Here is a 25456-nt window from a genome sequence, read left to right on the forward strand (position 1 = left end):
GTCTTCGAGTGAAGTGATCGGCTTCAGAAGATCCGCGAGAAGATCACGTACAGCGTGCCCGACAACAGGATCGCGACGGGCAAGGTCAGCACCCAGGCCATCACCATGTTCCTGATGGTGGCGACCTGGAGACCCGAACCGTTCGCGGCCATGGTGCCGGCGACGCCGGACGACAGCACGTGGGTGGTCGAGACCGGCAGCCCGAACACGTCGGCGGCGCCGATCGTGGCGGCGGCGACGAGCTCGGCGGAGGCACCCTGCGCGTAGGTGAGATGGGTCTTGCCGATCTTCTCGCCGACGGTGACGACGATGCGCTTCCAGCCGATCATGGTGCCGAGGCCGAGCGCGATCGCGACCGCGACCTTCACCCAGGTCGGGATGAACTTGGTCGCGCTGTCTAGCCCGCCCTTGTAGGCGTTCAAGGTCGCGACCTCTTCCTTGCTGAGGTCGTTTTCCTTGTCCTTCATCAGGAATCGGATCGCTTCCGAAGTCAGGTACATGTCGTTGCGGGTGTTGCCGACGACTTCCGCCGGCACCTTGTTCAGCGAACCGTATTTCGCGACCTGCTCGCCGACATCCTTCACCAGCACTGACAGCGAAGGGTAGGTGCCTTCGCTGATGTGATGCGAGGTGACGTACTGCGTCACCGCAGGACGGGGATCGCCGATGATCGCATGGCCGGCGCCCTTGGCCGCAACCACCTTGGAGGCGGCATCCGAGACCTTCGCGAACTGGGCGACCTGCGACTCCGGCAATGCGCGGTTGAGCGCATAGGCTGTGGGCACGGTGCCGATCAGGATCAACATGATCAGGCCCATGCCCTTCTGGCCGTCGTTCGAACCATGGGCGAAGCTGACGCCGGTGCAGGTCAGGATCAGCAGGCCGCGAATCCACATCGGTGGGGCTTTGTGACCCTCAGGGGCGGCATAGAGCGCCGGGTTCTTGATGATCAGCTTGAGCAGCAGCAGTAGGCCGGCGGCGCAGACGAAGCCGACCAGCGGCGACAACAACAGCGCATAGCCGATCTCCGTGGCCTTGCCCCAGTCCACGCCCGAGGTACCGTCGCGGCCGCGCATCAGCGCGTTGGCGACGCCGACGCCGATGATCGAGCCGATCAGCGTGTGCGAGGAAGAGGCCGGCAGGCCGAAATACCAGGTGCCGAGGTTCCAAAGGATCGCGGCGATCAGCAGCGCGAACACCATCGCGAAACCGGCGCTCGAGCCGACCTGCAGGATCAGCTCGACCGGCAGCAGCGAGACGATGCCGAAGGCCACCGCGCCGGACGAGAGCAGCACGCCGAGAAAGTTGAAGAAGCCCGACCACATCACCGCGATTTCGGCCGGCAGCGAATGGGTGTAGATCACGGTCGCTACCGCGTTGGCGGTGTCGTGGAAGCCGTTGACGAATTCGAAACCGAGCGCGATCAGGAGGGCAACGATAAGGAGGATGTAGGGCAGGTAGCTCGTGACCCGCGTGCCGGTCGCATCGACATCCGAATAGATGCTGTAGGCCACATAGAGCAGACCCGCGGCGAGGATGCCGAAGAACAGGATCATCGTCAGCGGATTGAAGCCCTTGTCGAGATTTGGCCGCGAGGCCGGCTGGATCGGCGGGGGATCTGCTACCGCGCGGTCGAATGCAACATCGGTCATGTCTGGACGCCCCTTAACTTTCTGTAGGGGCTATTGTCCGCGATTGATTTGAAGGCTGGATGACAGACGGCGCCTGAAAGGGGTTTTCCCGCCTGTATTCAGGCGGCGCGCGCGGCTTTCTTCTGCAAACCGGCGACGATCTTCAGGTCTTCAACAAAGCGCTGATATTCCAGCGCCTTGGCTTCCGGATCGGGCAGCCGCAGCAGATAGGACGGGTGCACGGTCACCAGCGCCTTGTGACCGTCGGGCAGGTCTATGAGCCGGCCGCGGTTCTTTCCGATCGGGGTGATCTTGCCGAACACGCTCTGCGCGGCGGTCGCGCCCATCGCGACGATGAGATCGGGCTGGATGACGGAGACTTCTCGTTCATACCACTGTCGGCAGGCCTTTATCTCCGGTGTATTCGGCTTCTGATGCAGGCGAATCTTGCCGCGCGGTACGAATTTGAAGTGTTTCACCGCGTTGGTGACATAGACCTTCTTGCGGTCGACGCCGGCCTCCTGCAGCGCCTTGTCGAGCATCTGGCCGGCTGGACCGACGAAGGGATGGCCGGCGAGGTCTTCCTTGTCGCCAGGTTGTTCGCCGACCAGCATGATATTGGCGGACTTCGGACCCTCGCCGAACACGGTCTGGGTGGCGTCCTTGTAGAGATGGCAGGCGCGGCAGTGGGCGGCCTCCTCGCGGAGCGCTTCGAGATCGTCGGCAGCGGTCTTGCGTTTCATCGGAGCCTCCGGCCGCTTTTGAGGCTTGTGCGGATCGGTTGGGGCATTGACGATCATGGCGCCGGTCATGCGCTCGGCGTCCTCAATCAGGGGCTTAATGATCGAAGCCTCGGGCAGGTTCCTCCAATATTTCTTCGGCATCTCGGTCTGCATTGCCTTCACCTTCAGGCGGGCCGGATTGAAGATGCTGGCGTAGTAGCGCCGCCAGGTTTCCTCCAGCCGGTCTTCGCTCGGTGCCTCGCTCTTGCTGACGCCTGATGTGAACGAGAGCGCGTGGCCATCCCAATGCGCGCACAAATCCGGCGTCAGGATCGACCAGGGCATGTCGGCAAAGCGCTTGGCGAAGAACGGCGCGGCGAGCTCGACGATGTGATGCTCCGGCTCGAACCAGGCGACGTAGTGTGCTTCGCGTTCCCTGCCGATCTCACGGAAGCGCACGAAGGCATGCATCTTGTGCTCGTCGCGGTAGACCGCCTTTGCCATGGCCGCGACTTGCGCCACGTCGTGATCGGTCGCGACCTCGATGAGGTCGTGATTGTCCTTCAGCCGAAACAGCAGGCGATAGAGGATCGCGAAACGCTCGGGATCGCGATGCAGGATCGCGGCCTTGGCGAGCTCGACGAATTTTGCTGGCACGTTGAAGGTGCTATCGCCACCGGCCGGCAGCGGAGACGGCGAGGGTGGCGCGAACAGCTCCGCTTCGCCGCCCTGCACGGTCCAGGTGACATCGACCGGTTTCATTTGGTGAAGCACGAGGCTACGCGCGGCTTTGCGCCAGCCGTCGAAATCGGTTTCGTTCTCGAGGGTGATGTACTGCATCAGAAGCCAAATCCCAGTTGTGTGGCCTTCGGCTTGAACCGTTCGATCAGCCGTGCCTCGTCGAGGCGGTGCGGCGCGGGCCGGTGATCGCTCAGCACGATGAACGGCAGCGCTTTGTTCCGGGGCACATGCAGCCGCGCGAGATCGGCGACGCGGATGGTGGTCGTGCGGCGCGCCGCGATGATGCGCTCGACCGCCTTGGTGCCGAAGCCCGGCACGCGCAACAATTCCTCGCGGCTGGCCCGGTTGACGTCGAGCGGGAAGCGGTCGCGGTGGCGCAGCGCCCAGGCGAGTTTTGGATCGATGTCGAGCGGCAGCATCGCACTGTCGTCGACGATCTCGCCGACGTCGAAGCCGTAGAACCGCATCAGCCAATCGGCCTGGTAGAGTCGGTGCTCGCGCAGCAAGGGCGGCGCGCGCAGAGGCAGCGCGCGGCTGGCATCGGGGATCGGGCTGAACGCGGAATAATAGACGCGCCTCAGCCTGTATGAACTGTAGAGATTGGCGCTGGTGTGGAGGATAGTGTGGTCGGAGGCCGCGTCGGCGCCGACGATCATCTGCGTGCTTTGGCCGGCCGGTGCGAAGCGCTGCGGCTTGGCTTTCGTCTTCGCGCTACGGCTTTCCTCGGCCTCGTCCAGCTTCAGCCGCAGTCGGCCCATTGTGCGGCGGATCGCGCGCACGTCCTTCTCGGGCGCGAATTGCTGCAGGCTCGTCTCCTGCGGCATCTCGATGTTGATGGAGAGACGGTCGGCATATTTGCCGGCCTCGGAGATCAATGCATCGTCGGCCTCGGGGATTGTTTTGAGATGGATGTAGCCACGGAAGTGATGCTCCTCGCGCAGTTTGCGCGCGACGCTTACCACCTGCTCCATGGTGTAGTCGGGGTTGCGGATGATGCCGGAGGAGAGAAACAGTCCTTCGATGTAATTGCGCCGGTAGAAGTCGAGCGTCAGCTTGACGACTTCGTCGATGGTGAAGCGGGCGCGTGGCACGTTGGAAGAGGCCCGGTTGACGCAATAGAGGCAGTCGTAATTGCAGGCGTTGGTCAGCAGCACCTTGAGCAGCGAGATACAGCGACCGTCCGGCGCGTAGGAATGGCAAATGCCCATGCCGGGCGCGGTCGATCCCATGCCCTTGCCGTCGCTGGAATCCCGCCTCTCGGTGCCGCTGGAGGCGCAGGACGCGTCGTACTTGGCGGCGTCCGCCAGGATTTCCAGCTTGCGTTGCACGTCCATATTGGAATCCCTTTGATTCAGCTCATGAATCCCAAGGCCCGCCAATTCGATTGACTCCCGGGGCGTCGTTAGCTTTATATTAGAACATATCATGAACAAATGAGCTAGCCGCTGGTTCTCTTTTTGAGAGCCATCGGCAATCACCCTTGAGGAGCGGCGTATATGAGCGGCGCACGAACAAGCGCGCTTGCAGCCTTGCGCGGCCAGATCGAGCGCATCGAGACGGCGGAGGTCGTGCATCATCGCGACCGTGTCGCGCTCGGCCATCGCGAGGCCGACAGCGCGCTGAAGGGCGGGCTCGCACGCGCGGCAATCCACGAGGTATTTTGCGAAGGACGTCAGGGCGCGGCCGCGACGGGCTTTGTCACCGGACTTGCGGGGCGCGTGACGGCACGCAAACCGCTGCTGTGGGTGCGGCAGGATTTTTCAGAAATTGAAACCGGTGCGCTGTCGATGAGCGGGCTCACCGAGATCGGTCTCGATCCGCGCCGCATGGTGATGGTGCGCGCCGCCGACGTGGAGAGTGCGTTGCGCACGGCGGCCGATGCGCTCGCCTGCGACGCGCTGGGTGCGATCGTGCTCGAGCTCTGGGGCGAGACGAGGCAGTTCGATCTGGTTGCGAGCCGCAAGCTGACGCTGGCTGCGCAGTCTTCTGGTGTCACCGGCTTGCTGCTGCGGATGGCCGCGCAACCTTTACCCTCAACCGCCGAGACCAGATGGATGCTGCGCGCGGCGCATTCGCCGCCGGGCGCGATGTGGAGTGCCTGGGGGGCGCCGCGCTTCGATGCCGAGCTCCTGCGCAATCGTCATGGCCCGTGCGGCCGGTGGATCATGGAATGGAAATGTGATGAGTGCCAGTTCTCTGAATCGTCGGCGTATCCTCAGCCTGTGGCTGCCGCGCCTGCCCATCGATCGGATCCAGCGGTTCTTCGGCAACGTCGGACTGCATGAAAATAATGCGCCCAGCATCGTCGTTGCCAAGGACAGCAACGCGCTGGTGATCCATGCGCTGGACGAGGCGGCCGAGCGCCTCGGTCTGCATATCGGCCAGCCTTTGGCCAATGCCCGGGCGATGTGTCCTGATTTAAAGGTGTTCGACGCCGATGCCGTGGCCGATGCCAAGACGATCGGCGACATCGCCGACTGGTGCGATCGTTTCACGCCGCTGGTGGCACTCGATCCGCCGCACGGGCTGTTCCTCGACATCACCGGCTGCGCGCATCTGTTCGGCGGCGAGGCTGCGCTGTTGCAAACCCTTGTCCGCGCCCTCGACCGCCAGGGCTTTGCCGTCAGCGCGGCGATCGCCGGCACCTCGGTCTGCGCGCGCACGCTGACGCGGCAATCTTCAGGGACCATCGTTGCCGATGGCGAGGAGGCGGCGGCAATCAGTCGGTTTCCGGTGTCCGCACTTGGCGCGGGTGAGGCCATTACCACCGGTCTGCGACGCGCCGGCCTGAAGACCATCGGCGATGTCGCCTCGCGCACGCCGAGCGAAATCACGGCGCGGTTCGGTGCGCGGTTCTCCACGCTGCTCGCGCATGCGCTGGGGCAGGGCGATGCGCCGATCAATCCACGAAAGCCGCCGCCTGATTACATCGTGGAGAAACGCTTTGCCGAGCCGATCGCGACCGACACCATGATCGCGATGACGCTGTCGCGCCTGGCGGATACGTTGATCGCGTCGATGGAGAAGCAGGGCAAGGGCGCGCGCCGCCTGGAAGCTGCCTTCTTCCGTACCGACGGCGCGGTGCGCGCCATCATGGTCGAAACCGGACGTCCCGTGACGCGGAGCGCGGTCGTCGACCGGCTGTTCCGCGAGCGTCTCGATGCACTCGCCGATCCCCTCGATCCCGGCTTCGGCTTCGACATGGTGCGGCTGTCGGCAAGCCGCACCGAGATCGTGGTGCAGGAGCAGCGCGATCTCGACGCCCATGTCCACGACAATGACGAGCTTGCCGCGCTGATCGACCGCATCGCCGCGCGCATCGGCGGAAAGCGCGTCGTCGTGCACCTGCCTGAGGATACCCATATCCCTGAATGTGCGGTGCTGGCGGCGCCTGCCCAGCATCATCTCGCCGTGGCCATGCAGGCCGAATGGCCCGCGCGCACCGAGGGTGAGCCGCCGCTGCGTCCGTTGCGGTTGTTCGACAAGCCTGAGCCGATCAATGTGCCGTTCGCGACCGTGCCCGACGGGCCGCCGCATCAATTCACCTGGCGCCGCGCGCAGCATGCGGTGGTGCGGGTGGAGGGCCCCGAGCGCATCGCCATGGAATGGTGGCGGCAGGACGGCAAGCAACTGACACGGGATTATTTTCGTATCGAGGATGCCGAAGGCCTACGCTTCTGGATCTTTCGCGACGGTCTTTACGAGGGGGAGTGCTTCGACGACGACGGCAAGCCCGCTCCTCCCGGTTGGTATGTGCACGGTCTCTTCGCATGAACACGCCCGCTTATGCCGAGATCGGCATCACCACGAATTTCTCCTTCCTGCGCGGCGGCTCGGATCCGCGCGACTATGTACACCAGGCCAGCATCCTGGGCATTCCCGCGATCGGCATTGCCGATCACAACACGCTCGCCGGTGTGGTGCGTGCCTACAAGGAGCTCGACAATGACAAGGTGCTGCACAAGCCGAAGCTTCTGATCGGCACCCGCATCGTCTTCATCGACGGCACGCCGGATATCCTGGTTTATCCGTGTGACCGCGCCGCCTATGGCCGGCTGTGCCAGCTTCTCACCCGGGGCAAGCGCGGCGACGACATCACGCGGATCGCGAAGGGCGAATGCCATCTCACCTTCGCCGATCTCCTTGCGTTTTCCGAAGGCCAGCTCCTGATCCTGACGCTGCCGCATCGCTTCGATGCGGCGCAAGCGCAGGACATCCTCGCCAAGCTGAAGGCAAGTCGCGCCGAGGGCGTGTGGCTGGCGGCGAGTCTGGTCTATCGCGGCGACGATCGCCGTCGCCTCGCGCAGCTCGATGATCTCGCCGCAAAAGCAAAAGTGCCGCTGCTTGCGACCAACGAGGTGCTCTATCACCACCCCGCGCGCCGTCCCCTCCAGGACGTGCTGACCTGCATCCGGGAAAAGACCACGATCGAGGCGATCGGCCGGAAGCTGGAAGCCAATGCCGAGCGGTTTCTGAAGACGCCCAGGGAGATGGCGCGGCTGTTCCGCGATTTCCCTGACGCTGTCGCGGAGACCATGCGCTTTGCGGACAAGATCACCTTCTCGCTCGGTCAGCTCAAATACCAGTATCCGGATGAGCCGGTGCCGCCGGGAAAGACCGCGCAGGGGCATCTGGAGGATCTGACCTGGGCGGGTGTCGACAAATATTTTGGCGGCAAGATCGACGACAAGCTGCGCGCCACCCTGAAGAAAGAACTCGCACTGATCGCCGATCTGAAATACGCGCATTACTTCCTCACCGTGCACGACATCGTGCATTACGCCCGCAGCCAGAACATTTTGTGCCAGGGGCGGGGATCGGCGGCGAATTCGGCGGTCTGCTACGTGCTCGGCATCACCTCGGTCGACCCGACCAAGGTCGATCTGCTGTTCGAGCGCTTCATCTCCAAGGAGCGGCTGGAGCCGCCCGACATCGACGTCGATTTCGAGCATTCGCGGCGCGAGGAGGTGATGCAATATGTCTATCGGCGTTACGGCCGCCATCGCGCCGCGATCATCGCCACCGTCATTCATTATCGCCCGCGCAGCGCCATCCGCGACGTCGGCAAGGCGCTGGGCCTGACCGAGGACGTCACTGCCGCACTCGCCGACACCGTCTGGGGAAGCTGGGGCAAGGGCCTCAACGACATGCAGGTCAGGCAGGCCGGCCTCGATCCGCAGAATTCAATGATCAACCTCGCAGTCGAGCTCGCGACCGAGCTGATCGAATTCCCCCGTCATCTGTCCCAGCATGTCGGCGGCTATGTGCTCACGCAGGACCGGCTCGACACCTATGTGCCGATCGGCAATGCCGCGATGGACGATCGCACCTTCATCGAATGGGACAAGGACGACGTCGACGCGCTCAACATGATGAAGGTCGACGTGCTCGCGCTGGGCATGCTGACCTGCATCCGCAAATGCTTTGATTTGATCGAGCAGCACAAGGGCGAACGCTGGATGCTGGCGAGCGTCCCGCAGGATGATTCCAGGGTTTACGACATGCTGTGCGACGGGGAATCGCTCGGCGTGTTCCAAGTCGAGAGCCGCGCGCAGATGAACATGTTGCCGCGGCTGAGGCCGCGGACCTTCTACGATCTCGTGATCGAGGTCGCGATCGTGCGGCCTGGTCCGATCCAGGGCGACATGGTGCATCCTTATCTGCGGCGGCGGAACGGCCTGGAAAAGGTGAGCTATCCGTCTCCGTCGCCGGATCATGGCGACAAGGACGAGCTTTACAGGGTGCTGCACAAGACGCTCGGCGTGCCCTTGTTCCAGGAGCAGGCGATGCGGATCGCGATCGAAGCCGCGAAGTTCACGGCCGAGGAGGCCAACGGCCTGCGCCGTGCGATGGCAACGTTCCGCAATGTCGGCACCATCGGCAAGTTCGAAGACAAGATGATCGGCAACATGATCGCACGCGGTTATGCGCCGGATTTTGCCAGAAACTGTTTCGAACAGATCAAGGGTTTTGGCAGCTACGGTTTTCCGGAGAGCCATGCTGCAAGCTTCGCGCAGCTTGTCTATATCTCCTCATGGCTGAAGCATTATCACCCTGATGCATTCTGCTGCGGCCTCCTGAACTCGCAGCCGATGGGCTTTTACGCCCCGGCGCAGATCGTCAGCGACGCTCGCAAGAACGGCGTCGAGGTGCGCGAGATCGATGTGTCCTACAGCTTTGCGCAGAACACGCTGGAGGAAGGAAGTGGCAAATATTGCGCCGTGCGCCTGGGCTTCCGCCAGATCGACGGTTTTCATTGGCTCGATGAGGATGAGGAAAGGCTGAAAAGAGGCGCGTCCCGGAATGACCGTGTGGAGAGAGCGCCCGACTGGGCCGACCGCATCGTCTCCGCGCGCAACCGCCGGCCCTTCACCTCGCTGGAAGATTTCGCCCGCGACACCGGACTGCCCAAGCGCGCGCTGATCCTGCTTGCCGATGCCGCCGCGTTTCGCTCGCTCGGGCTCGATGGCCGCGAGGCGCTGTGGCAGGTGCGGCGCCTGCCCGACGATGTGCCGCTGCCGCTGTTCGAGGTGGCCACCGCACGCGAGCAGCCGGACGAGCACGCCAAGCCGTTGCCGGTGATGCCGCGGGCCGAACAGGTGGTCGCGGACTATCAGACCATTCGCCTTTCACTCAAAGGCCATCCGGTGGAATTCTTGCGCGAGATGTTTACGCGCGAGCGCATCGTCGCCTGCAAGGACATCAATCACGACAACGAACGGCGGCGCGTCCGCTGTGCCGGCGTCGTGCTGGTACGGCAGCGGCCGGGCAGCGCCAGCGGCGTCGTGTTCATGACACTGGAGGACGAAACCGGCATCGCCAATGTCGTGGTGTGGCCCAAGATCATGGAGCAGTACCGGAAAGAGGTGATGGGCGCGCGCCTCATCCTGGTCGAGGGCTACATCCAGAGCAGTCCGGAAAAGGTGACGCATCTAATCGCCCAGCGGATGATCGACCGTTCGCACGATCTGGTCGGCCTTGCCAACGACGCCCTCGGCCGCAAGCATCCGGTGCCGGCAGGCGCCACCGTGGTCGAACCGCTCAACGACGACCCCCGCGCCCACACGGATGCGCCCGCGCAAAAAATCCGTCATCCCCGCAATGTCCGTATCCTGCCGCCGTCGCGGGACTTTCATTGAGGTTGTGGGACGCGCCGCTCTCGCACCGTCATTGCGAGCGCAGCGAAGCAATCCAGACTGTCACCGCGGAGAGATACTGGATTGTTTCGCTACACTCGCAATGACGAGTTTGTTCTAGAAATTCACCCGGTTCGAGATCGCGCCGTCCACCACCAGGTTTGAGCCCGTAGTGAACCCCGACACCGGGCTTGCCAGAAACACCGCTGCGCTCGCGATTTCCTGCGGCGTCGCCATGCGGCCGGTGGGGTTACGCTTCATCGCATCATTGTAGCGCTCGGGCATGTTATGCTCGATCGTCTCCCAGACGCCGCCCTTGAAATAGACCGTGCCGGGCGAGACCACGTTGACGCGGATCTTCTTCTTCGCATATTGCCGCGCCAGTCCCTTGGCCATGTGGATCAACGCCGCCTTGATCGGACCGTAGGAGCTCGCTGTGTCCGCTTGCGCCGCGGAGATCGATGAGATGATCACGAAGGCGGCGTCGCCGCTGCTCGCACCGCTGGCCTCGAGGAACGGCCGCGCGGCGTCGAACGCATGCACGGCGCCGAGCAGGTCGAGCCGAAAATTCTGTTCCCACGATGCGGCATCATGGCCTTGCGCCATCGCGCCCGCGTTGGAGAACAGCATGTCGATGCCGCCAAGCTCCTTTGCAGCATTCTCGATCCAGGATTTCAGTGCCGCGCCGTCGGTGACGTCGACCGGGCCGCCGGTCGCGCGGATCCCGCTTGCCTTCAACTCCGAAACGGTAGCGGCAACCTGATCACCGTTGCGCGCGCACACCGCGACATTGCTGCCTTCGCCGGCCAACGTCGCCGCAATCGCTCGCCCGATGCCGCGCGTGCCGCCGAGCACGATGGCGTTCTTGCCCTTGAGACCGAGATCCATTGTTTGGTTTTCCTTTTTGTTGGTTGCAGCGAGTGTAGCTGTTTCGAGAGATGCCCAAAAGCCTCCAGATCGTCATTGCGAGGAGCTCTTGCGACGAAGCAATCCAGACTGCCACCGCGGAAAGATTCTGGATTGCTTCGCTTCGCTCGCAATGACGTTGTGGAAACAGCGGCCCTCACTCCGGTGCCGCTCCCACCGGCGGGCCGCCGGGCGGGCGGTGCAGGAATGTCAGTGAGACGTAGGCGCCGGCCCAGGAGCCGATCGCCGCGAAAGCCACATAGAAAGCGTTTTCGGTGTAGCTGATCACCGCATAGGAGGAGAGCATGTACCAGACCGCGCTCCAGTTCGCCGCGGGCACGCGCTTGCGCGCGATCACGGCCGAGGTGAACATGACATAGACCGCGTCGGTGGCCGCCGTTGCGATGAACACGGCGCCTGCGGTGAGGGGATCGATGGCGGCCATTGCATGTCCTTGTGTGCTAATGCGATGGTCGCAAACTAAAGGGAGAGAAGGGTCATGCAAAGCCCCACCGAGATTCTCAGCAACATCTGGACCTCCGCCGGCGGTGACGCCGCCGCGCTCGCGCGCGTGCGGCTGACGGGCGAGGAGCCGCAGATCCCGTCCTCGTTTCGCGTCGCAATTGCCGGCCAGACAACGATCGCCGCCGCCGGCCTTGCCGCCGCCGAAATCTGGAGATTGCGCAGCGGCGAAGCGCAGGACGTCAGCGTCGACCTGCGCCATGCCGTCGCCGAATGCCGCTCCGAGCGCTACTTGCGCGTCGACGACAAGCCGCCGCCGCCCGCTTGGGACGCCATCGCCGGCGTCTACAGAACCGGCGACAACCGCTTCGTCCGCTGCCACACCAATTTCCCGCATCATCGCGACGCCGTCTGCAAGGTGCTCGGCTGCGAACCCGAGCGCGAGAAGGTGCAGGCCGCATTGATGCAATGGAAGAGCGAGGATTTCGAGACTGCGACCTACGCCGCGGGCGGCGTCGTTGCCCTGATGCGTTCGTACGACGAATGGTCGGCGCTGCCGCAGGCCCGCGCGCTCGCCGAATTGCCGCTGGTCTCGATCGAGAAGATCGGCGAGGCCCCGCCGAAGCCATGGCCGCAACGATTGCCAAAAGGCGATCGCCCGCTCGCAGGCCTGCGCGTGCTCGATCTCTCTCGCGTCATCGCGGGGCCCGTCGCCGGCCGCACGCTCGCCGCGCACGGCGCGGATGTGCTGCTCGTGTCAGGCCCCGAACTGCCGGCCATTCCGTGGCTGACCATCGACACCGGGCGCGGCAAGCTCACCACCTTCATCGAGCTGAAAAGCGAGGCCGGGCGTGCGCAGTTGCGCGAGCTCTTGAGAGACGCCGATATCTTCTCGCAAGGCTATCGCCCGCGCGCGCTTGCCGCTCTCGGCTTCACGCCGGAGGACGCAGCGACAATCAACCCCGGCATCGTCTACGTGACGCTGTCAGCCTATGGCCATGCCGGTCCCTGGGCTGAACGGCGCGGCTTCGATTCGCTGGTGCAGACCACGACCGGGTTCAACCATGCCGAAGGACAGGCTGCCGGCATCGATGGACCGAAGGAATTGCCGGCGCAGATGCTCGACCACGCCACTGGCTATCTGATGGCGTTCGGCGCGATGATGGCCAAGGCGCGCCAGGCTCGCGAAGGTGGCAGCTGGCACGTGCGCGTATCGCTGGCGCAGACCGGGCGCTGGCTGTGGAATCTCGGACGGCTCGAAAAGGGCCTGAATACCCCGGATATTACGGGTGAGGCCGTACATGCTGCATTCATCGGGGGCATGCCATCTGGCTTCGGCACGTTGAAGGCGGTGCGCCATTCGGCACTGCTGTCGAAGACGCCGGCGCAATGGAGCCGTCCGGCGATGCCGCTCGGCAGTCATCCGGCAGAGTGGCCTGCGATAAGCTGACGTGAAGCTGACGTGTCGCAAATTTTTAACGCAAACCGAAAGGCGCCCGGCGTTTTTTAGGTTGTTTGAAATTACAATTCGGCACTATTAGCGCGACCGATGACGCAGGCATCCGCCGGTATCATCGCAGACATGACCGGGCCCCATGGTAGTTGAAAATACCAAGCGATTGCAGGTGCTTACAAAACAACGGGTCATTACATCCGTAGTTTTACTAGCTCTTGCCGGTGCCGGGGCCTACGGCTTCCTCTATGCGGGAGCCAAGGAGAAGAGCCACTCCGAGATCTCCAGCCAATCGCGCAGAAATGCGCAGAACTTCACGCCGACGCCGTCGGAATGGGCGACGCTGACGATCGAGCCGGTCAAGGCCAAGACCTTCCGCGCCGAGTATGTCACCGAGGGCAAGGTCGCAGTCGACGAGGACCGTTCGACGCCGGTGTTTTCACCCTATGCAGGCCGGGTGACCAAGCTGCTCGCCAAGCCAGGCGAGGTGCTGAAGCAAGGCCAACCGCTGTTCACGATCGAGGCCGCCGACACCGTGCAGGCCCAGAACGATTTCATTGCAGCGATGAGCTCGCAGAACAAGGCCAAGTCGGCGATCGATCTTGCCGATATCCAGTTCAAGCGCGCCAAGGACCTCTACGAGGGCCATGCCATCCCACTGAAGGACTATCAGCAGGCGGAAGCGACCCAGGTTCAAGCGCAGAACGACATGCGCTCCTCGGCGACAGCGCTGGAAGCCGCGCGCAACAAGCTGCGGATCCTCGGCTTCACCGACGAGACCATCAAGGCGTTCCAGGACAAAGGCGTCATCAATCCGGAAGTCACGATCTATTCGCCAATCGCAGGCACGGTCGTGCAGCGTAAAATTGGCCCCGGCCAGTACGTCAATTCGGGCGCCAGCGATCCGGTCTTCGTGGTCGGCGATCTCTCCACCGTCTGGCTCACCGCCTTCGTGCGCGAGAGCGATGCGGCTGCCGTGTGCGTCGGGCAGGACATCAGCGTCAACGTGATGGCGCTGCCAGGCCGCCCCTTGACCGCCAAGGTCAACTACGTCGCCGCCGCGATCGATCCGAACACCCGTCGCCTGCTGGTCCGCGCCACCATCGACAACAAGGACGGTCTGCTGAAGCCGGAGATGTTCGCCAACGTAACGATCTATTCGTCCGGCGACCGCGCCGCGCCGGCGGTACCGAAGCAGGCCTTGATCTACGAAGCCGACAAGGTCCGCCTCTGGGTGGCACGCGAGGACAAGTCGGTCGAGCTGCGCGAGATCAAGATCGGTCTCATCAATGGCAATCTCGTCGAGGTCACCAGCAATCTCAAGCCCGGCGAGCAGGTGGTCACCAAAGGCAGCCTGTTCATCGACCGCGCCGCGTCCGGCAGCTGATCGACGGGCCGGGAAAAGACAAGCTGAAGACCTGAATGGATCGCCTCGTCGCCCTTGCCGTCAACCGGCGCTTCCTGATGGTCGGGATGTTCGTCGCCGTCCTCATCGGCGGCCTGATCGCGTTCAACCAGCTCAACATCGAGGCTTACCCCGATCCGACTCCGCCGATGGTCGACATCGTGACGCAGAGCCCGGGCCTGTCGGCGGAGGAGATCGAGCGCTACATCACCATTCCGATCGAGACCCAGGTCGCGGGTCTGAAGAACGTGACGACCATTCGCACCATCTCGCTCTACGGCCTTTCCGACGTCAAACTGCAGTTCTCTTTCGCCTACACCTATGACGAGGCGTTGCAGCAGGTCTTGAACCGCCTGGCGCAGCTCGCGCCGCTGCCCGGCAATGTGCAGCCGCAGATCTCGCCGCTCAGTCCAATTGGCGAAATCTTCCGCTACCGTCTCGTCGGCCCGCCGAACTACAGCGTGCTCGACCTCAAGACCATCCAGGACTGGATTCTCCAGCGGCGCTTCCGTGCCGTGCCCGGCGTGATCGACGTCACCGGATGGGGCGGCAAGAGCAAGACCTACGAGCTCCAGGTCGACTTCAACAAGCTGGTCGCCAACGGCCTGACGCTGCCGCAATTGCTCCAGGCGGTCGGCAATTCCAACGTCAATGTCGGCGGCAACACCGTCAATATCGGTCAGCAATCGGCCGTGGTGCGCGGCGTCGGCCTGATCCGCTCGATCGACGACCTCGCCAACACCATGGTCTCGCAGACCAACGGCAATCCGGTGCTGGTCAAGGACGTCGCCACCGTCACCGTCGGCCAGAAGCCCCGTCTCGGCATCGCCGGCCTCGATGAGTCCGACGACATCGTGCAAGGCATCGTCCTGATGCGCCGCGGCGAGCAGAGCTCGCCAACCATCAAGCGCGTCCACCAACTCGTTCAAACCATCAACGACTCCAGCATCCTGCCGCCCGGCGTGCGCATCGAGCGCATCTATGACCGCGGCGACCTGATCGACCTCACGACCCACACCGTGCTCCACAACATGGTGATCGGCATTCTGCTGATCGTGTTGCTGCAGTGGATATTCCTCGGCGATCTCCGCAGTGCGCTGATCGTCGGCGCCACCATTCCGTTCGCGCTGTTCTTCGCGGTGATCATCCTGGTGCTACGGGGGGAATCGGCGAACCTGTTGTCGGTCGGCGCGATCGATTTCGGCCTGATCGTCGATGCCACCGTCATCATGGTGGAGGCGATCTTCCGGCGCCTGACGCAGACGACGCCGATGTCGGAATCCGAGCAGATGTCGTCCGAGACGCTGTTCGGCATGAAAAGCCACGCCATCCTCAGCGCGGCGGCCGATGTCTCTCGTTCGATCTTCTTCGCCGCGGCCATCATCATCGCGGCCTTCCTGCCGCTGTTCACGCTCTCCGGCGTCGAGGGCAACATCTTCGGACCGATGGCCCGGACCTATGCCTACGCGCTGGCCGGCGGTCTGCTTGCGACGTTCACCGTCACTCCTGCGCTGTCGGCGATCATTCTGCCGGCGCATGTTCATGAGACCGAGACCAGGGTGATGCTGATCCTGCATCGGATCTACATGCCGGTGCTGCATTGGGCGGTCGCCAACCGCGGCATCATGCTCGGTGGCGCATTCGGCCTCGTACTGATGACGGTTGCGCTCAGCCGCTTGCTTGGCCTCGAATTCCTGCCGAAGCTGGAGGAGGGCAATCTCTGGATCCGCGCCACGCTGCCGCCGACCATCTCGCTTCAGGAAGGCAACTCCTACGTCAACGAAATGCGCAAGGTGATCCGCGCGCGGCCTGAAGTGGAATCCGTGGTGTCGCAGCACGGCCGCCCCGATGACGGCACCGACGCCGCCGGCTTCTTCAACGCCGAGTTCTTCGCGCCGCTCAAGCCCGCCAGCCAATGGCCCGGCACCCGCGACAAGGAAGAGTTGACCGCGCAACTGCTCAAGCAGCTTGACGATCGCTTCCCCGGCGTCGAGTTCAACTTCTCGCAATATCTCCAGGACAATGTCTCCGAAGCCGTTTCCGGCGTGAAGGGCGAGAACTCGATCAAGCTGTTCGGCAGCGATCTCCAGGCGCTGACCGACACCGCCAACAAGATCAAGTCGGTGCTATCAACCGTGCAGGGCGTCACCGACCTTGCCGTGTTCACCTCACTGGGGCAGCCGACGATCCAGATCGATATCAACCGTGCCAAGGCCGCGCGCTATGGCCTCGCGCCGGGCGACATCAACGCCACCATCAAGGTCGCGATCGGCGGCGACACCGCCGGTGACATCTACGAGGCAGGAAGCGACCGCCACTTCCCGATCATCGTTCGTCTTGCGCCGGAATTCCGCAGGAGCGCCGAGGCGATCCAGAATTTGCGGATCGGTGCGCCCGGACCGAACGGCACCGTCACGCAGATCCCCCTGAGCGAGGTCGCCACCATCAGCCTCGTCTCGGGTGCGGCCTACATTTATCGCGAGCAGCAGGAGCGCTATCTGCCGATCAAGTTCTCGGTACGTGAACGCGACCTCGGCAGCGCCATCCGCGAGGCGCAGCAGAAGATCGCCGCTCAGGTGCAACTGCCGCCCGGCGCGCACATGGACTGGGTCGGCGAATTCGGCAATCTCCAGGACGCGATCCGGCGATTGTCGATCGTAGTGCCGATCTCGCTGGCGCTGATCGGCGTCCTGCTCTGGTTCAATTTCGGCTCGATGACCGACACGCTGCTTGCCATGAGCGTGATCCCGATGGCCATCTTCGGCGGCGTGCTCGGTCTCTTGATCACAGGTACCGCCTTCAGTGTCTCGGCGGCGATCGGCTTCATCGCGCTGTTCGGCATCGCCGTGATGGACGGCATCATCATCCTGTCGCAGTTCAACCAACTCATCGAAGAGGGCATGGACCGCATGAGCGCGGTGATACGCACCGGCGAATTGCAGCTTCGGCCGGTGCTGATGACCTGCGTCGTCGCCGGCATCGGCCTGTTGCCGGCCGCGCTGTCGGAAGGCATCGGCTCGCAGGTGCAGAAGCCGCTTGCGGTGGTCGTGGTGACAGGCATGATGCTCGCCCCTATCGTGATCCTGGTGACGCTGCCGGTGTTGATCTCCTTCTTCTCCCGCCGCGCACGCTGACGCCGCCAATCACAGCATCCGCTGCGCGATCCGCACCAGCATCATGGTGCCGAGGCCCAGCAGCATCAAGCTGGCCAACCGACTGCTCATCGACAGCATGCACGGCGTCAGCCGTGACCGCGCCATTGCCACGATCGTGCTGAGCACGGTCCACCAGATCGCGGAACCGACGAAGACACCGGCGATCAGCGGGGCTGCCGCGGTCTGCATTGAAAAGGCGTGCAGCGCAGCCAGAAACAGGATGACGGTCAGCGGATTGGTGAACCCAAGCGCGATGGCGCTGAGCGCCGCCTCAACCAGAAGGGTGAGAAACGGACGAGAGCACAAACACGTTCGTGTGAGTCCAACGAGTTTGTGCCTTCGCGACAACAGTTCCACGCCTCATTGTGGAACCGTGTCGCGGTCGTTGAACCGAATTGCGCTTGGCGCGACTCAGAACCCGTAGAGTTGCGCCGGGTTGTCGACCAGGATCTTCTTGCGCACATCCGCATCCGGCGCCCACACCGGAAGCTGGTTGAGCAGGCGGCCGTCGTCGATCTGGTAGAGCGGCGCGATGTCGGTGGCTTTGCGTCCCTCGACACGGCTCGAATCCGGATGCGGCCAGTCCGTGCCCCAGACGATGCGGTCCGCATTCGCCGCGATCAGTGCGCCGGCATAGGGCACCATGTCCTGATAATCGGGCGCGAGCTTCGAGGAGCGATAGGCGCCGGAAATCTTGACATAGGCCTTGCCGGATTTCACCAGCGCGACCAGGTCGGAAAATCCCGGCTGCTCCAGCCCAAGCGAGGCCTCAAGGCCGCCGAAATGGTCGAATACAACGGGTACTGGCGCCGTCTCGACGAGGTCCTTGATCGCCGAGATCATGGGAAGCGTCGTGTAGAGCTGCACGTGCCAACCGCGCGCCTTCATGCGCTCGACTGCGGCGGTGAAGCGCGGCCGGCCGACATTGGGGTCGTTGACGCCGCCGGTCGCGAGATTGAGGCGGACACCGCGAAAGCCGTCTGCCTGCATCGTGTCAAGCTGGGCCTCGGTCGTTTTGTCGTCGATCACGGCCACCCCGCGCGCGGCCGCGCCACGCGCTTTCATGCCGAACAGCGTCGACGAGTTGTCGGTGCCGTAGACGCTCGGCGTCACGATCACCACGCGCTCGATATGCAGCGCCTTGTGCAGCGCGGCCATCTCCTCCGGCGAAGCCGGTTCCGGCGTGTAGACGCGGCCCGCGAAGAACGGAAATTTTTCGACATCGCCATGGATGTGGGTGTGACAGTCGCAGGCATGGGCCGGGAGGTCGAAATTGACCGGAGTGGCGGGCTGCGCGGCACGTGCGTGGGCTTTGTTCGACATGGCAACTCCGGCGGCAAGGGAGGCAAGCAGGACGCTGCGTCGGCTGAGCATGGTTTCTCTCCCTGTATTATTATTTGGCAGTGGCATCGTGACAGTATCACATCAGCCCGGCAGCCGCTGCGCTTCGCTGCATAGCTGCTCGACGAGGTCCGCAAGCGGGCGTGAGCCGTCGACGCGCACGACCGGGCAGGGCAGCTTCGCGAGCCACGCCTCATCTCTTGCGAGACTGCGACCCTCGCGATCGCCGGCTTCGTAGTGCGAGGCCCAGTCGACGAACGACTCCGCCTCCTCATGACGCCAGCCGCCCTGTGCGACGGCATCCGCTCCGAAATGCGTAGCCTCGCGGTCACGCAGGCGCTGCAAGCGAAGCTCGCGCGGCGTCGTCACAAAGACGACGAAATCGAAGAATGGGATGAACTCGTCGCCCCAGCCGGTGACCGTTCCGCTCAGCACCCAATCGAGCCGCGGCAGAAACATCTCGCGCATCAGGCGCAGACGCTCGGCGGCGGGGCGCGTGGTCTGGTAGGGCGGCGCCGTCGGCAGCCAGAAATAATCATCGCTGTCGTGATGCGGCAGCGCAAGCCGGCTCGCGAGCGCGCGGCCGATCGTCGTCACGCCGGAGCCGGAGGCTCCCATCAGATGGATGCGGCGGCTTTTCATCGGCACCAAGCCAGACGATTGAAATTACTGCCCCGACGGCGTGCGCAGGCCGTGCCAGGCGTCGCGGACCTGCTGGTAGTGGACCTCGGGCAGATAGTCCGGTGTGTTCAGGCTCAGGGTCTTGACGTCGAGATGGCCGACGGCGCTGAGCAGCGTGTAGGAAGCGATCACGCGGTCGCGGTTGGCGCCGATCAGGCGGGCCTTGGCCTGGATCAAATCGGCCTGCGAGTTCAGCACATCCACCGTCGTGCGCTGTCCACCGGCGGCCTCGCGCTGCACGCCCTGGAGCGCGACGGTCGCCGCCTTCACTTCGGACTCCGAGGCCGAGACCGCGATCTTGGCGCCTTCATTGGCAACCCAGGCGCTGACCGCCGCCGTGCGCGCCTGGTTGCGCACCTGATCGAGCACGAGCCGGCTCTGCGCCGTGATTTCCTTGGCCTGCCGGGTCTGTGCGGCGGCCTGGCCGCCGTCGTAGATCGGCACGGTGACATTGGCGACGATCGAGGCCTGATCTTCGGCGAAGGTGCCGAGCGTCGGGTCGTTGTTGCGGCTCTTGCTGGCGCTGCCCTGGACGCTGGCGCTCGGCAGCAGCGCGCCTTCGGCGACGCGGATGTTGGTGGAGGCGACATCGACGTCGAAGCCCGCCGCCATCACCGCTGGGTGCTGGCGGATCGCCATCGTCAGCGCGTCTTCACGGCTCTTCGGCAGATAGCGGTCGACGAATTCGGCGGTCCGAAGCTGCGACGGCGCATTGCCGATCACCTGCGCGTAGATCGCCTGGCTCACCGCCAGCGCGACTTCCGCGGCGTTGAGATCGGAAAGCCCGCGGTTGAGCCGCGCCTCGGCCTGGGCGCTGTCGGTCGGCGTGACGTCGCCAGCGTTGAGGCGCCGCTGGGTGACCGAGAGCGTTTCGCGCAGGAAGGCGACGTTGGAGCGCTGCGCCTCGACCAACGACTGGTTGGCGAGCACGTTGGTGTAGGCGGTGACCGCGTCGAGCAGCACGCCCTGGCCGACGTTGCGCAGCGCCTCGCGGCCCGACTGTACCTGGAGTTCGGCGGCGCGCACGTTGTTGGCGGTGCGGAAACCGTTGAACAGGGTCTGCGACACGGTGACACCGATGATCCATGGCTTCAGATTGGCGGTCTGGATGGTGTTGTCGGGCAGCAGGTTGCGCACCGATTGCAACCCGGCGCTGAGGCTTGCCACGATCTGTGGCCGGTAACCGGCGAGCGCCTGCGGCACGTTCTCGTCGGTGGCGCGCTGCCGCGCACGCTCGGCATTGAGTTGCGGATTGGTCTGGTAGGCCTTGGCGAGCGCCTCCGCCAGCGCTTCCGCCCGTGCGGCGGAAGGCAGGGCGCAACACAGCGCCAGCGTGGTCCATGTCGCGAGCACAGGAGCCACGCCCGATCGATGCCGCGTCATCACGCGACCAGCTCTGGCGGCACGCCCAATCATGTAATCCCGCAAATCCCGGCTGTCCGCCCCCGCCGACGGCGGCTCTCTTAGCTGTTTAACCAGCCGAGGTCCCGCAGGCAAACTGCCGCGGGGGAAACCCCCATGTATTCCGTGCTTGTTGCAGGCACGTCACACGGATTCTGCGGGAAAGCGGCAGAGCCTTACACCAGCCTGACCGCTCGCCTGCCTTTACCTGTTCTTGTTCACCGGCTTCCGCTTCTCGATGAACGCCGCCATGCCCTCGGAGCGGTCCTCCAGTGCGAAGGTCGAGTGGAACAGGTTGCGCTCGACGCTCATGCCCTCGGCGAGCGTGGTCTCGAAGGCGCGGTTGACCGCTTCCTTGGCCATCGCGACCGCGGGCCGCGACATCGCGGCGATCTTCTCGGCCGCGGCCATCACCTCGTCCATCAGCTTGTCGGCGGGAACGATGCGGCTGACCAGGCCGCTGCGCTCGGCTTCGGCCGCATCCATCATGCGGCCGGTGAGGCAAAGGTCCATCGCCTTGGACTTGCCGATCGCACGGGTCAGGCGCTGGGTGCCGCCGATGCCGGGGATGGTGCCGAGCGTGATTTCGGGTTGACCAAATTTGGCGGTGTCGGCGGCGATGATGAAGTCGCACATCATCGCGAGCTCGCAGCCGCCGCCGAGCGCATAGCCTGCGACCGCGGCGATCGTCGGCTTGCGGCAGCGCGCGACCCGATCGCCGCCGATCGCGGCAAAATCCTCCGAGAACATGTCGATGAAGCCTTTCGGCTGCATCTCCTTGATGTCGGCGCCGGCAGCAAACGCCTTCTCGCTGCCGGTCACGACGATGCAGCCGATGGCGTTATCGGCTTCGAGATCGTCGACGGCCGCGGCGATCTCGCGGAAGACGCCGAAGGAGAGTGCGTTGAGCAGCTTCGGCCGGTTCAGCTTGATGATGCCGACCGCGCCTTTGCTTTCGACGATGATGTGTTCGAACGTGCTCATGCTCCACCCACGCTTTTGGTTGACCGGGCAATGTGCCCGCTGGCGCGGTGGGCTTCAAGAGGCCGCAAAGCCATCGGCGCAAGGACGGCCGGAACACGCGGCCAGATGCGCGTTCCGGACCAGGTCCCGCGGGCCGGCGATCAGGCCAAAATCAAGCCAAAGTCACGCCATGAACATGCGCGCGGCTGAGGCCAGCGTCAGCAGCGTGCCGACGCCGATGAAGATTTTTCCGATCAGGGAGCTCTGGTCCCAAGCCGAGCTCTGCTGGCTGCTTGCCATCACCGGCGCCGGACGCGGCTGCGCGTCGGTTGCGGCGATCACCGCCCTCTGCGCCGGCGTGTTGTCCTGTTGCAAGGCGCGGTCGATGTCGTTGAGCTGATCGGGTGCGACGACCTGGCCCTCGGCGTTCGGGGCGGCGGTATTATCGGCCGCGGCCTGGACGTTGTCGTTGGCCCGGCCCGTCATTGCGGAAGCGGCAGCCGCGGTCGGCGTATCGGCGGCGGCGAGTTGCGCATTGGCGTTGGCGACTTCCGGCGGCATCTGGCTCGAGGTCGGCGCGTCACGATTGTCGGCCTTCGTCTCATCGGCCGTTGCCGCGGCGTCCTTCTTGTCGGCCTTGTCGTCGGATTTTTCTGCCGTCTTGGTGTTGTCGCGGTGACGCGACGTGTGATGCCGCTGCTTGGTCGGCTTGACCGTGTCGGCCTGTTTGCCCGCGCTGTCCGACTTGCTGCTTGCGGCTGAATTCGGCGCCGCCTGTGCAACGCCCCCGAACAGCAAGAAAAGCCCGGCCAGGACAATCAGGGCCGCGCGCCCGCTGGCTTTCATCATGTTGACGATCTCCCCAAATTCCGCCCGTCCCGGGACTGAACAGAGACCCTGGGGCGTGACCACAGCGGGGCGGAAAATGGGAATCTTCGGGCCACACCCGGCAAAAGCGCGGCAAAACCGCTGCCTTCGCAGCCGGCCGCGGGGTGCGGACTGGACCGATCGGTGTTATGAGCCGTCGCAGATCCTGACGGCCGCATCGGTCGCGTGGCCAAGTCAGATCACGAATTCGTGATCTGGCTGATGCCAGCGTAACAAACTGAAAGAGCGGCCGAATTGCATGGTGAGGGGCGCGCGTGCGCGGACGTGAGGACGAGTGGACCGGCCTGATGCGGTCGGCCATGGCAGGCGATGACGCGGCGTATCATCGCCTGTTGAAGGCGGTCACGCCTGTGCTGCGCGCTGCCGCGAGGCGCGGCCTGGCTCGGGCCGGGCAGCCTCCCGACCAGGCCGAGGATATCGTGCAGGAGATTTTGTTGGCGGTGCATCTGAAGCGGCACACTTGGGACAGCGAAGCCCCCTTCGCCCCGTGGCTGTTTGCGATCGGCCGCAACAAGCTGATCGACATGCTGCGGCGACGGGGCAGGCGGATCTTCGTCAACATCGACGATTTCGCCGAGACCCTGCCGGGCGAGGCGCCGCAGGAGACGGTCTCGGCCGGCGAAGTCGCCAGCCAGCTCAATACGCTGCCGCAGCGCCAGCGCGACGTGTTGCAGTCGATCGCGGTCGACAGCACGTCGATCAAGGACACGGCGGTGAAATATTCGATGAGCGAGGGCGCGGTGCGGGTCGCGCTACATCGCGGACTTGCCGCGCTGACTGCCAAACTGCGGGACCAGTAGTCATGGACACCGATCAACTCATTCGCTCGCTCGCGGCCGACAACGCCCATCGTCCGCCGCGCGTCGGCGCGGTGCTGACCATGGCGCTGCTGGTCGCTGCGCCGCTGTCGATCCTGATCTTCGCCACCTTTCTCGGTGTGCGTCACGACGTGATGAGCGCGATGCACAACCCGTTCTTCGACATGAAGTTCGCGGTCACGCTGTCGCTCGCGATCCCGGCGATCATCGTCAGCCTGCATCTGTCGCGTCCCGAGGCCTTGCTGCGTGGCTGGGGCTGGCTACTGCTGCTGCCGGTCGGGCTGCTCGCGGTGGCGATCGGCAGCGAGGCGATGATGGCGCCGGCCATGCCGATGACGATGCGACTGGTGGGCAAGAATTCCAGGGTATGCCTGTTCGCAATCCCTGCGATGTCGCTGCCGCTGCTTGCTGGGGCCCTGTTCGGCCTGCGTCACGGCGCGCCGTCCCATCCGGCGCTCGCCGGGGCTCTCGCCGGCCTGGTGTCGGCCGGGCTCGCCGCGACGCTGTACGCTTCACACTGCACCGACGACTCGCCGCTGTTCGTCGCGACCTGGTACACGCTCGCCACCGCGTTGGTGGCGGCAATTGGCGCGCTCGTGGGGGCGAGGGTCCTACGCTACTAGCTCGCCGGCTTCACGCCGCCGGCGTCGCGCCCTGCTGCATGCGGTGGAAGCGCAGCACCTGCTGCGCGGTCGAGCTGCGCAGCGCCTCGTAAGCGTCGCGTAGCGTCAGCATGTCGGTCTGCGAGCCGCCTGAGAGCTTCTCGCGCAGGGCAATGATGGCGCGGACGCTCGACCATTGCATGGCCGCGACCTTGGCGAGGATCATCACGCCCTCGATCCGGCTTTCGATCATCATGGTCTCGGCGGTCTCGACTGCGACGCCCGCAAGCGCCGCGAGCCCCGCATTGGTCTCGTCGAACTTGCCCTGCTCCGCGAAGGTGGCGACCTGGAGCTCGGTGAGGCGGCCGTCCTCATGCAGCGACTTCACCAGCGCGCGCGCCCTCTCGGTCTGCCTGGTCATGCTGGCGGCGCGGATTCGCTGGGCCGCTTCCTGGACCACGCTGGACACGTCGTCCGCGAACTCGGGGTGCGCGGCCTCCAGCTTCCTGCGCACGGCCAAGGAGGCCTTTGCGACCAGCTTCAAATAATGATGGCGGGGCAAGTCGGGCCGCAGGCCGATGCAACTGGCGAGGTCGTCGTCACGCTCGGCGCGGGTCACGAGGTCGGCGAGACTTCCCTCCGACAGTTGCGCACCCGGATTGCTGACGGTCGATTGCACCACGTCCTCGTCGCCGCGGGTCACCAGCACGTCGGTCAGCGCTTCCGACAGCACCCGCCGTAGCGAGATCGCCTTGAGATGGGCTTGACCCCTGGTGCGCGCGATCTCGATCAGGATCTCCTCGTCCAGCCGTTCGGATTTCGACAGCACCGGGCCGGAAACCTCAATCACCTCGTCGAGCGCGAGCGTGCGGATGATCTTCGGCGGCGCAGCCGCGATCGGTGCGAGGCGGTCGGCGAGCAGCGCCTTGGCGGACGTCTCGATCTGCTCGATCAGGCATTGGAACACGTCATCGAACACACGAACGTGGTCGTCGGAATAGTGCGAGGCGTTGCCCACGAAGAGATCTGTGACGCGGCGCAGCGTCTCGACCCGGTGCGCGACGGTGCCGTGCGAGAGCGCGGTTTGCAATTCCTCGAGCAGATTCTCGGATGATTTGGCGGATTTAGATCTCATTGCCCTGTCCTGGCGC

General features: G+C 64.4%; 20 protein-coding genes. 8 read left to right on the forward strand and 12 right to left on the reverse strand.

Features of this window, described 5'->3' with window-relative positions:
• Positions 1 to 23: 23 nt before the first annotated feature.
• The 3 genes from IVB42_RS33705 to IVB42_RS33715 form a co-directional block, all read right to left on the reverse strand.
• Positions 24 to 1652 carry an inorganic phosphate transporter gene (locus IVB42_RS33705; protein ID WP_247394000.1) on the reverse strand — a complete coding sequence of 543 codons (1629 nt, stop codon included), beginning with the start codon at positions 1650 to 1652 and terminating at the stop codon, positions 24 to 26.
• A gap of 98 nt (positions 1653 to 1750) precedes the next feature.
• Complete coding sequence (locus IVB42_RS33710; RefSeq protein WP_247393988.1) at positions 1751 to 3193, reverse strand: UdgX family uracil-DNA binding protein; 1443 nt, start codon at positions 3191 to 3193, stop codon at positions 1751 to 1753.
• Complete coding sequence (locus IVB42_RS33715; RefSeq protein WP_085352244.1) at positions 3193 to 4428, reverse strand: putative DNA modification/repair radical SAM protein; 1236 nt, start codon at positions 4426 to 4428, stop codon at positions 3193 to 3195. Before IVB42_RS33715 ends, IVB42_RS33710 begins: the two co-directional genes overlap by 1 nt.
• 162 nt (positions 4429 to 4590) lie before the next feature.
• Between IVB42_RS33715 and IVB42_RS33720 the strand changes: the two genes are divergently transcribed.
• The 3 genes from IVB42_RS33720 to IVB42_RS33730 are packed head-to-tail and all read left to right on the forward strand — an operon-like array spanning position 4591 to position 10233.
• Positions 4591 to 5379: a DNA repair protein gene (locus IVB42_RS33720; RefSeq protein WP_204510671.1), complete on the forward strand. Its 789-nt coding sequence runs from the start codon at positions 4591 to 4593 to the stop codon at positions 5377 to 5379.
• Positions 5276 to 6868, forward strand: a complete 1593-nt coding sequence (locus IVB42_RS33725; protein WP_166520834.1) for a DNA polymerase Y family protein — start codon at positions 5276 to 5278, stop codon at positions 6866 to 6868. Before IVB42_RS33720 ends, IVB42_RS33725 begins: the two co-directional genes overlap by 104 nt.
• Complete coding sequence (locus IVB42_RS33730; protein WP_247471882.1) at positions 6865 to 10233, forward strand: error-prone DNA polymerase; 3369 nt, start codon at positions 6865 to 6867, stop codon at positions 10231 to 10233. The genes IVB42_RS33725 and IVB42_RS33730 overlap by 4 nt, the downstream gene beginning before the upstream one ends.
• Positions 10234 to 10347: 114 nt before the next feature.
• Here the strand turns inward: IVB42_RS33730 and IVB42_RS33735 are convergent, their stop codons facing one another.
• Positions 10348 to 11118 carry an SDR family oxidoreductase gene (locus IVB42_RS33735; RefSeq protein ID WP_247393969.1) on the reverse strand — a complete coding sequence of 257 codons (771 nt, stop codon included), beginning with the start codon at positions 11116 to 11118 and terminating at the stop codon, positions 10348 to 10350.
• 175 nt (positions 11119 to 11293) lie between these two features.
• Positions 11294 to 11581, reverse strand: coding sequence for a hypothetical protein (locus IVB42_RS33740; protein ID WP_007593600.1), 288 nt, complete (start codon positions 11579 to 11581; stop codon positions 11294 to 11296).
• Positions 11582 to 11635: 54 nt separating this feature from the next.
• Here IVB42_RS33740 and IVB42_RS33745 point away from each other — a divergent pair, with 54 nt between their 5' ends.
• From IVB42_RS33745 to IVB42_RS33755, 3 genes are all read left to right on the forward strand, one after another.
• The gene (locus IVB42_RS33745) at positions 11636 to 13048 is read left to right on the forward strand and encodes a CoA transferase (protein WP_247393966.1); all 1413 of its coding nucleotides are present in this window, start codon (positions 11636 to 11638) and stop codon (positions 13046 to 13048) included.
• Between the two features lie 145 nt (positions 13049 to 13193).
• The gene (locus IVB42_RS33750; RefSeq protein WP_085352249.1) at positions 13194 to 14438 is read left to right on the forward strand and encodes an efflux RND transporter periplasmic adaptor subunit; all 1245 of its coding nucleotides are present in this window, start codon (positions 13194 to 13196) and stop codon (positions 14436 to 14438) included.
• A 35-nt stretch (positions 14439 to 14473) separates the two neighbouring features.
• Complete coding sequence (locus tag IVB42_RS33755; RefSeq protein WP_085352250.1) at positions 14474 to 17590, forward strand: CusA/CzcA family heavy metal efflux RND transporter; 3117 nt, start codon at positions 14474 to 14476, stop codon at positions 17588 to 17590.
• A 9-nt stretch (positions 17591 to 17599) separates the two neighbouring features.
• Here the strand turns inward: IVB42_RS33755 and IVB42_RS33760 are convergent, their stop codons facing one another.
• From IVB42_RS33760 to IVB42_RS33785, 6 genes are all read right to left on the reverse strand, one after another.
• Positions 17600 to 17968: a hypothetical protein gene (locus IVB42_RS33760; RefSeq protein ID WP_247454627.1), complete on the reverse strand. Its 369-nt coding sequence runs from the start codon at positions 17966 to 17968 to the stop codon at positions 17600 to 17602.
• Between the two features lie 54 nt (positions 17969 to 18022).
• The gene (locus IVB42_RS33765; protein WP_247393962.1) at positions 18023 to 18985 is read right to left on the reverse strand and encodes an amidohydrolase family protein; all 963 of its coding nucleotides are present in this window, start codon (positions 18983 to 18985) and stop codon (positions 18023 to 18025) included.
• Between the two features lie 51 nt (positions 18986 to 19036).
• Positions 19037 to 19594, reverse strand: a complete 558-nt coding sequence (locus IVB42_RS33770; RefSeq protein WP_085362357.1) for a hypothetical protein — start codon at positions 19592 to 19594, stop codon at positions 19037 to 19039.
• A gap of 24 nt (positions 19595 to 19618) precedes the next feature.
• Positions 19619 to 21016 carry a TolC family outer membrane protein gene (locus IVB42_RS33775; protein ID WP_247393960.1) on the reverse strand — a complete coding sequence of 466 codons (1398 nt, stop codon included), beginning with the start codon at positions 21014 to 21016 and terminating at the stop codon, positions 19619 to 19621.
• A gap of 222 nt (positions 21017 to 21238) precedes the next feature.
• Entirely contained in the window at positions 21239 to 22018 is a 780-nt protein-coding gene (locus IVB42_RS33780) for an enoyl-CoA hydratase (RefSeq protein WP_018456894.1), read from the reverse strand.
• A gap of 162 nt (positions 22019 to 22180) precedes the next feature.
• Positions 22181 to 22846, reverse strand: coding sequence for a hypothetical protein (locus IVB42_RS33785; RefSeq protein WP_085362360.1), 666 nt, complete (start codon positions 22844 to 22846; stop codon positions 22181 to 22183).
• Positions 22847 to 23139: 293 nt separating this feature from the next.
• Between IVB42_RS33785 and IVB42_RS33790 the strand changes: the two genes are divergently transcribed.
• Positions 23140 to 23685, forward strand: a complete 546-nt coding sequence (locus tag IVB42_RS33790) for a sigma-70 family RNA polymerase sigma factor (RefSeq protein WP_085352255.1) — start codon at positions 23140 to 23142, stop codon at positions 23683 to 23685.
• 2 nt (positions 23686 to 23687) lie between these two features.
• A complete protein-coding gene (locus tag IVB42_RS33795; protein WP_018456891.1) occupies positions 23688 to 24326 on the forward strand; it encodes a DUF1109 domain-containing protein in 639 nt (212 codons plus the stop codon).
• 10 nt (positions 24327 to 24336) lie between these two features.
• Here the strand turns inward: IVB42_RS33795 and IVB42_RS33800 are convergent, their stop codons facing one another.
• Complete coding sequence (locus IVB42_RS33800; protein ID WP_247393957.1) at positions 24337 to 25440, reverse strand: DUF2336 domain-containing protein; 1104 nt, start codon at positions 25438 to 25440, stop codon at positions 24337 to 24339.
• Between the last annotated feature and the right edge of the window lie 16 nt (positions 25441 to 25456).

It is taken from the genome of Bradyrhizobium sp. 45, from assembly GCF_023073155.1.
Taxonomy (GTDB): domain Bacteria; phylum Pseudomonadota; class Alphaproteobacteria; order Rhizobiales; family Xanthobacteraceae; genus Bradyrhizobium; species Bradyrhizobium canariense_D.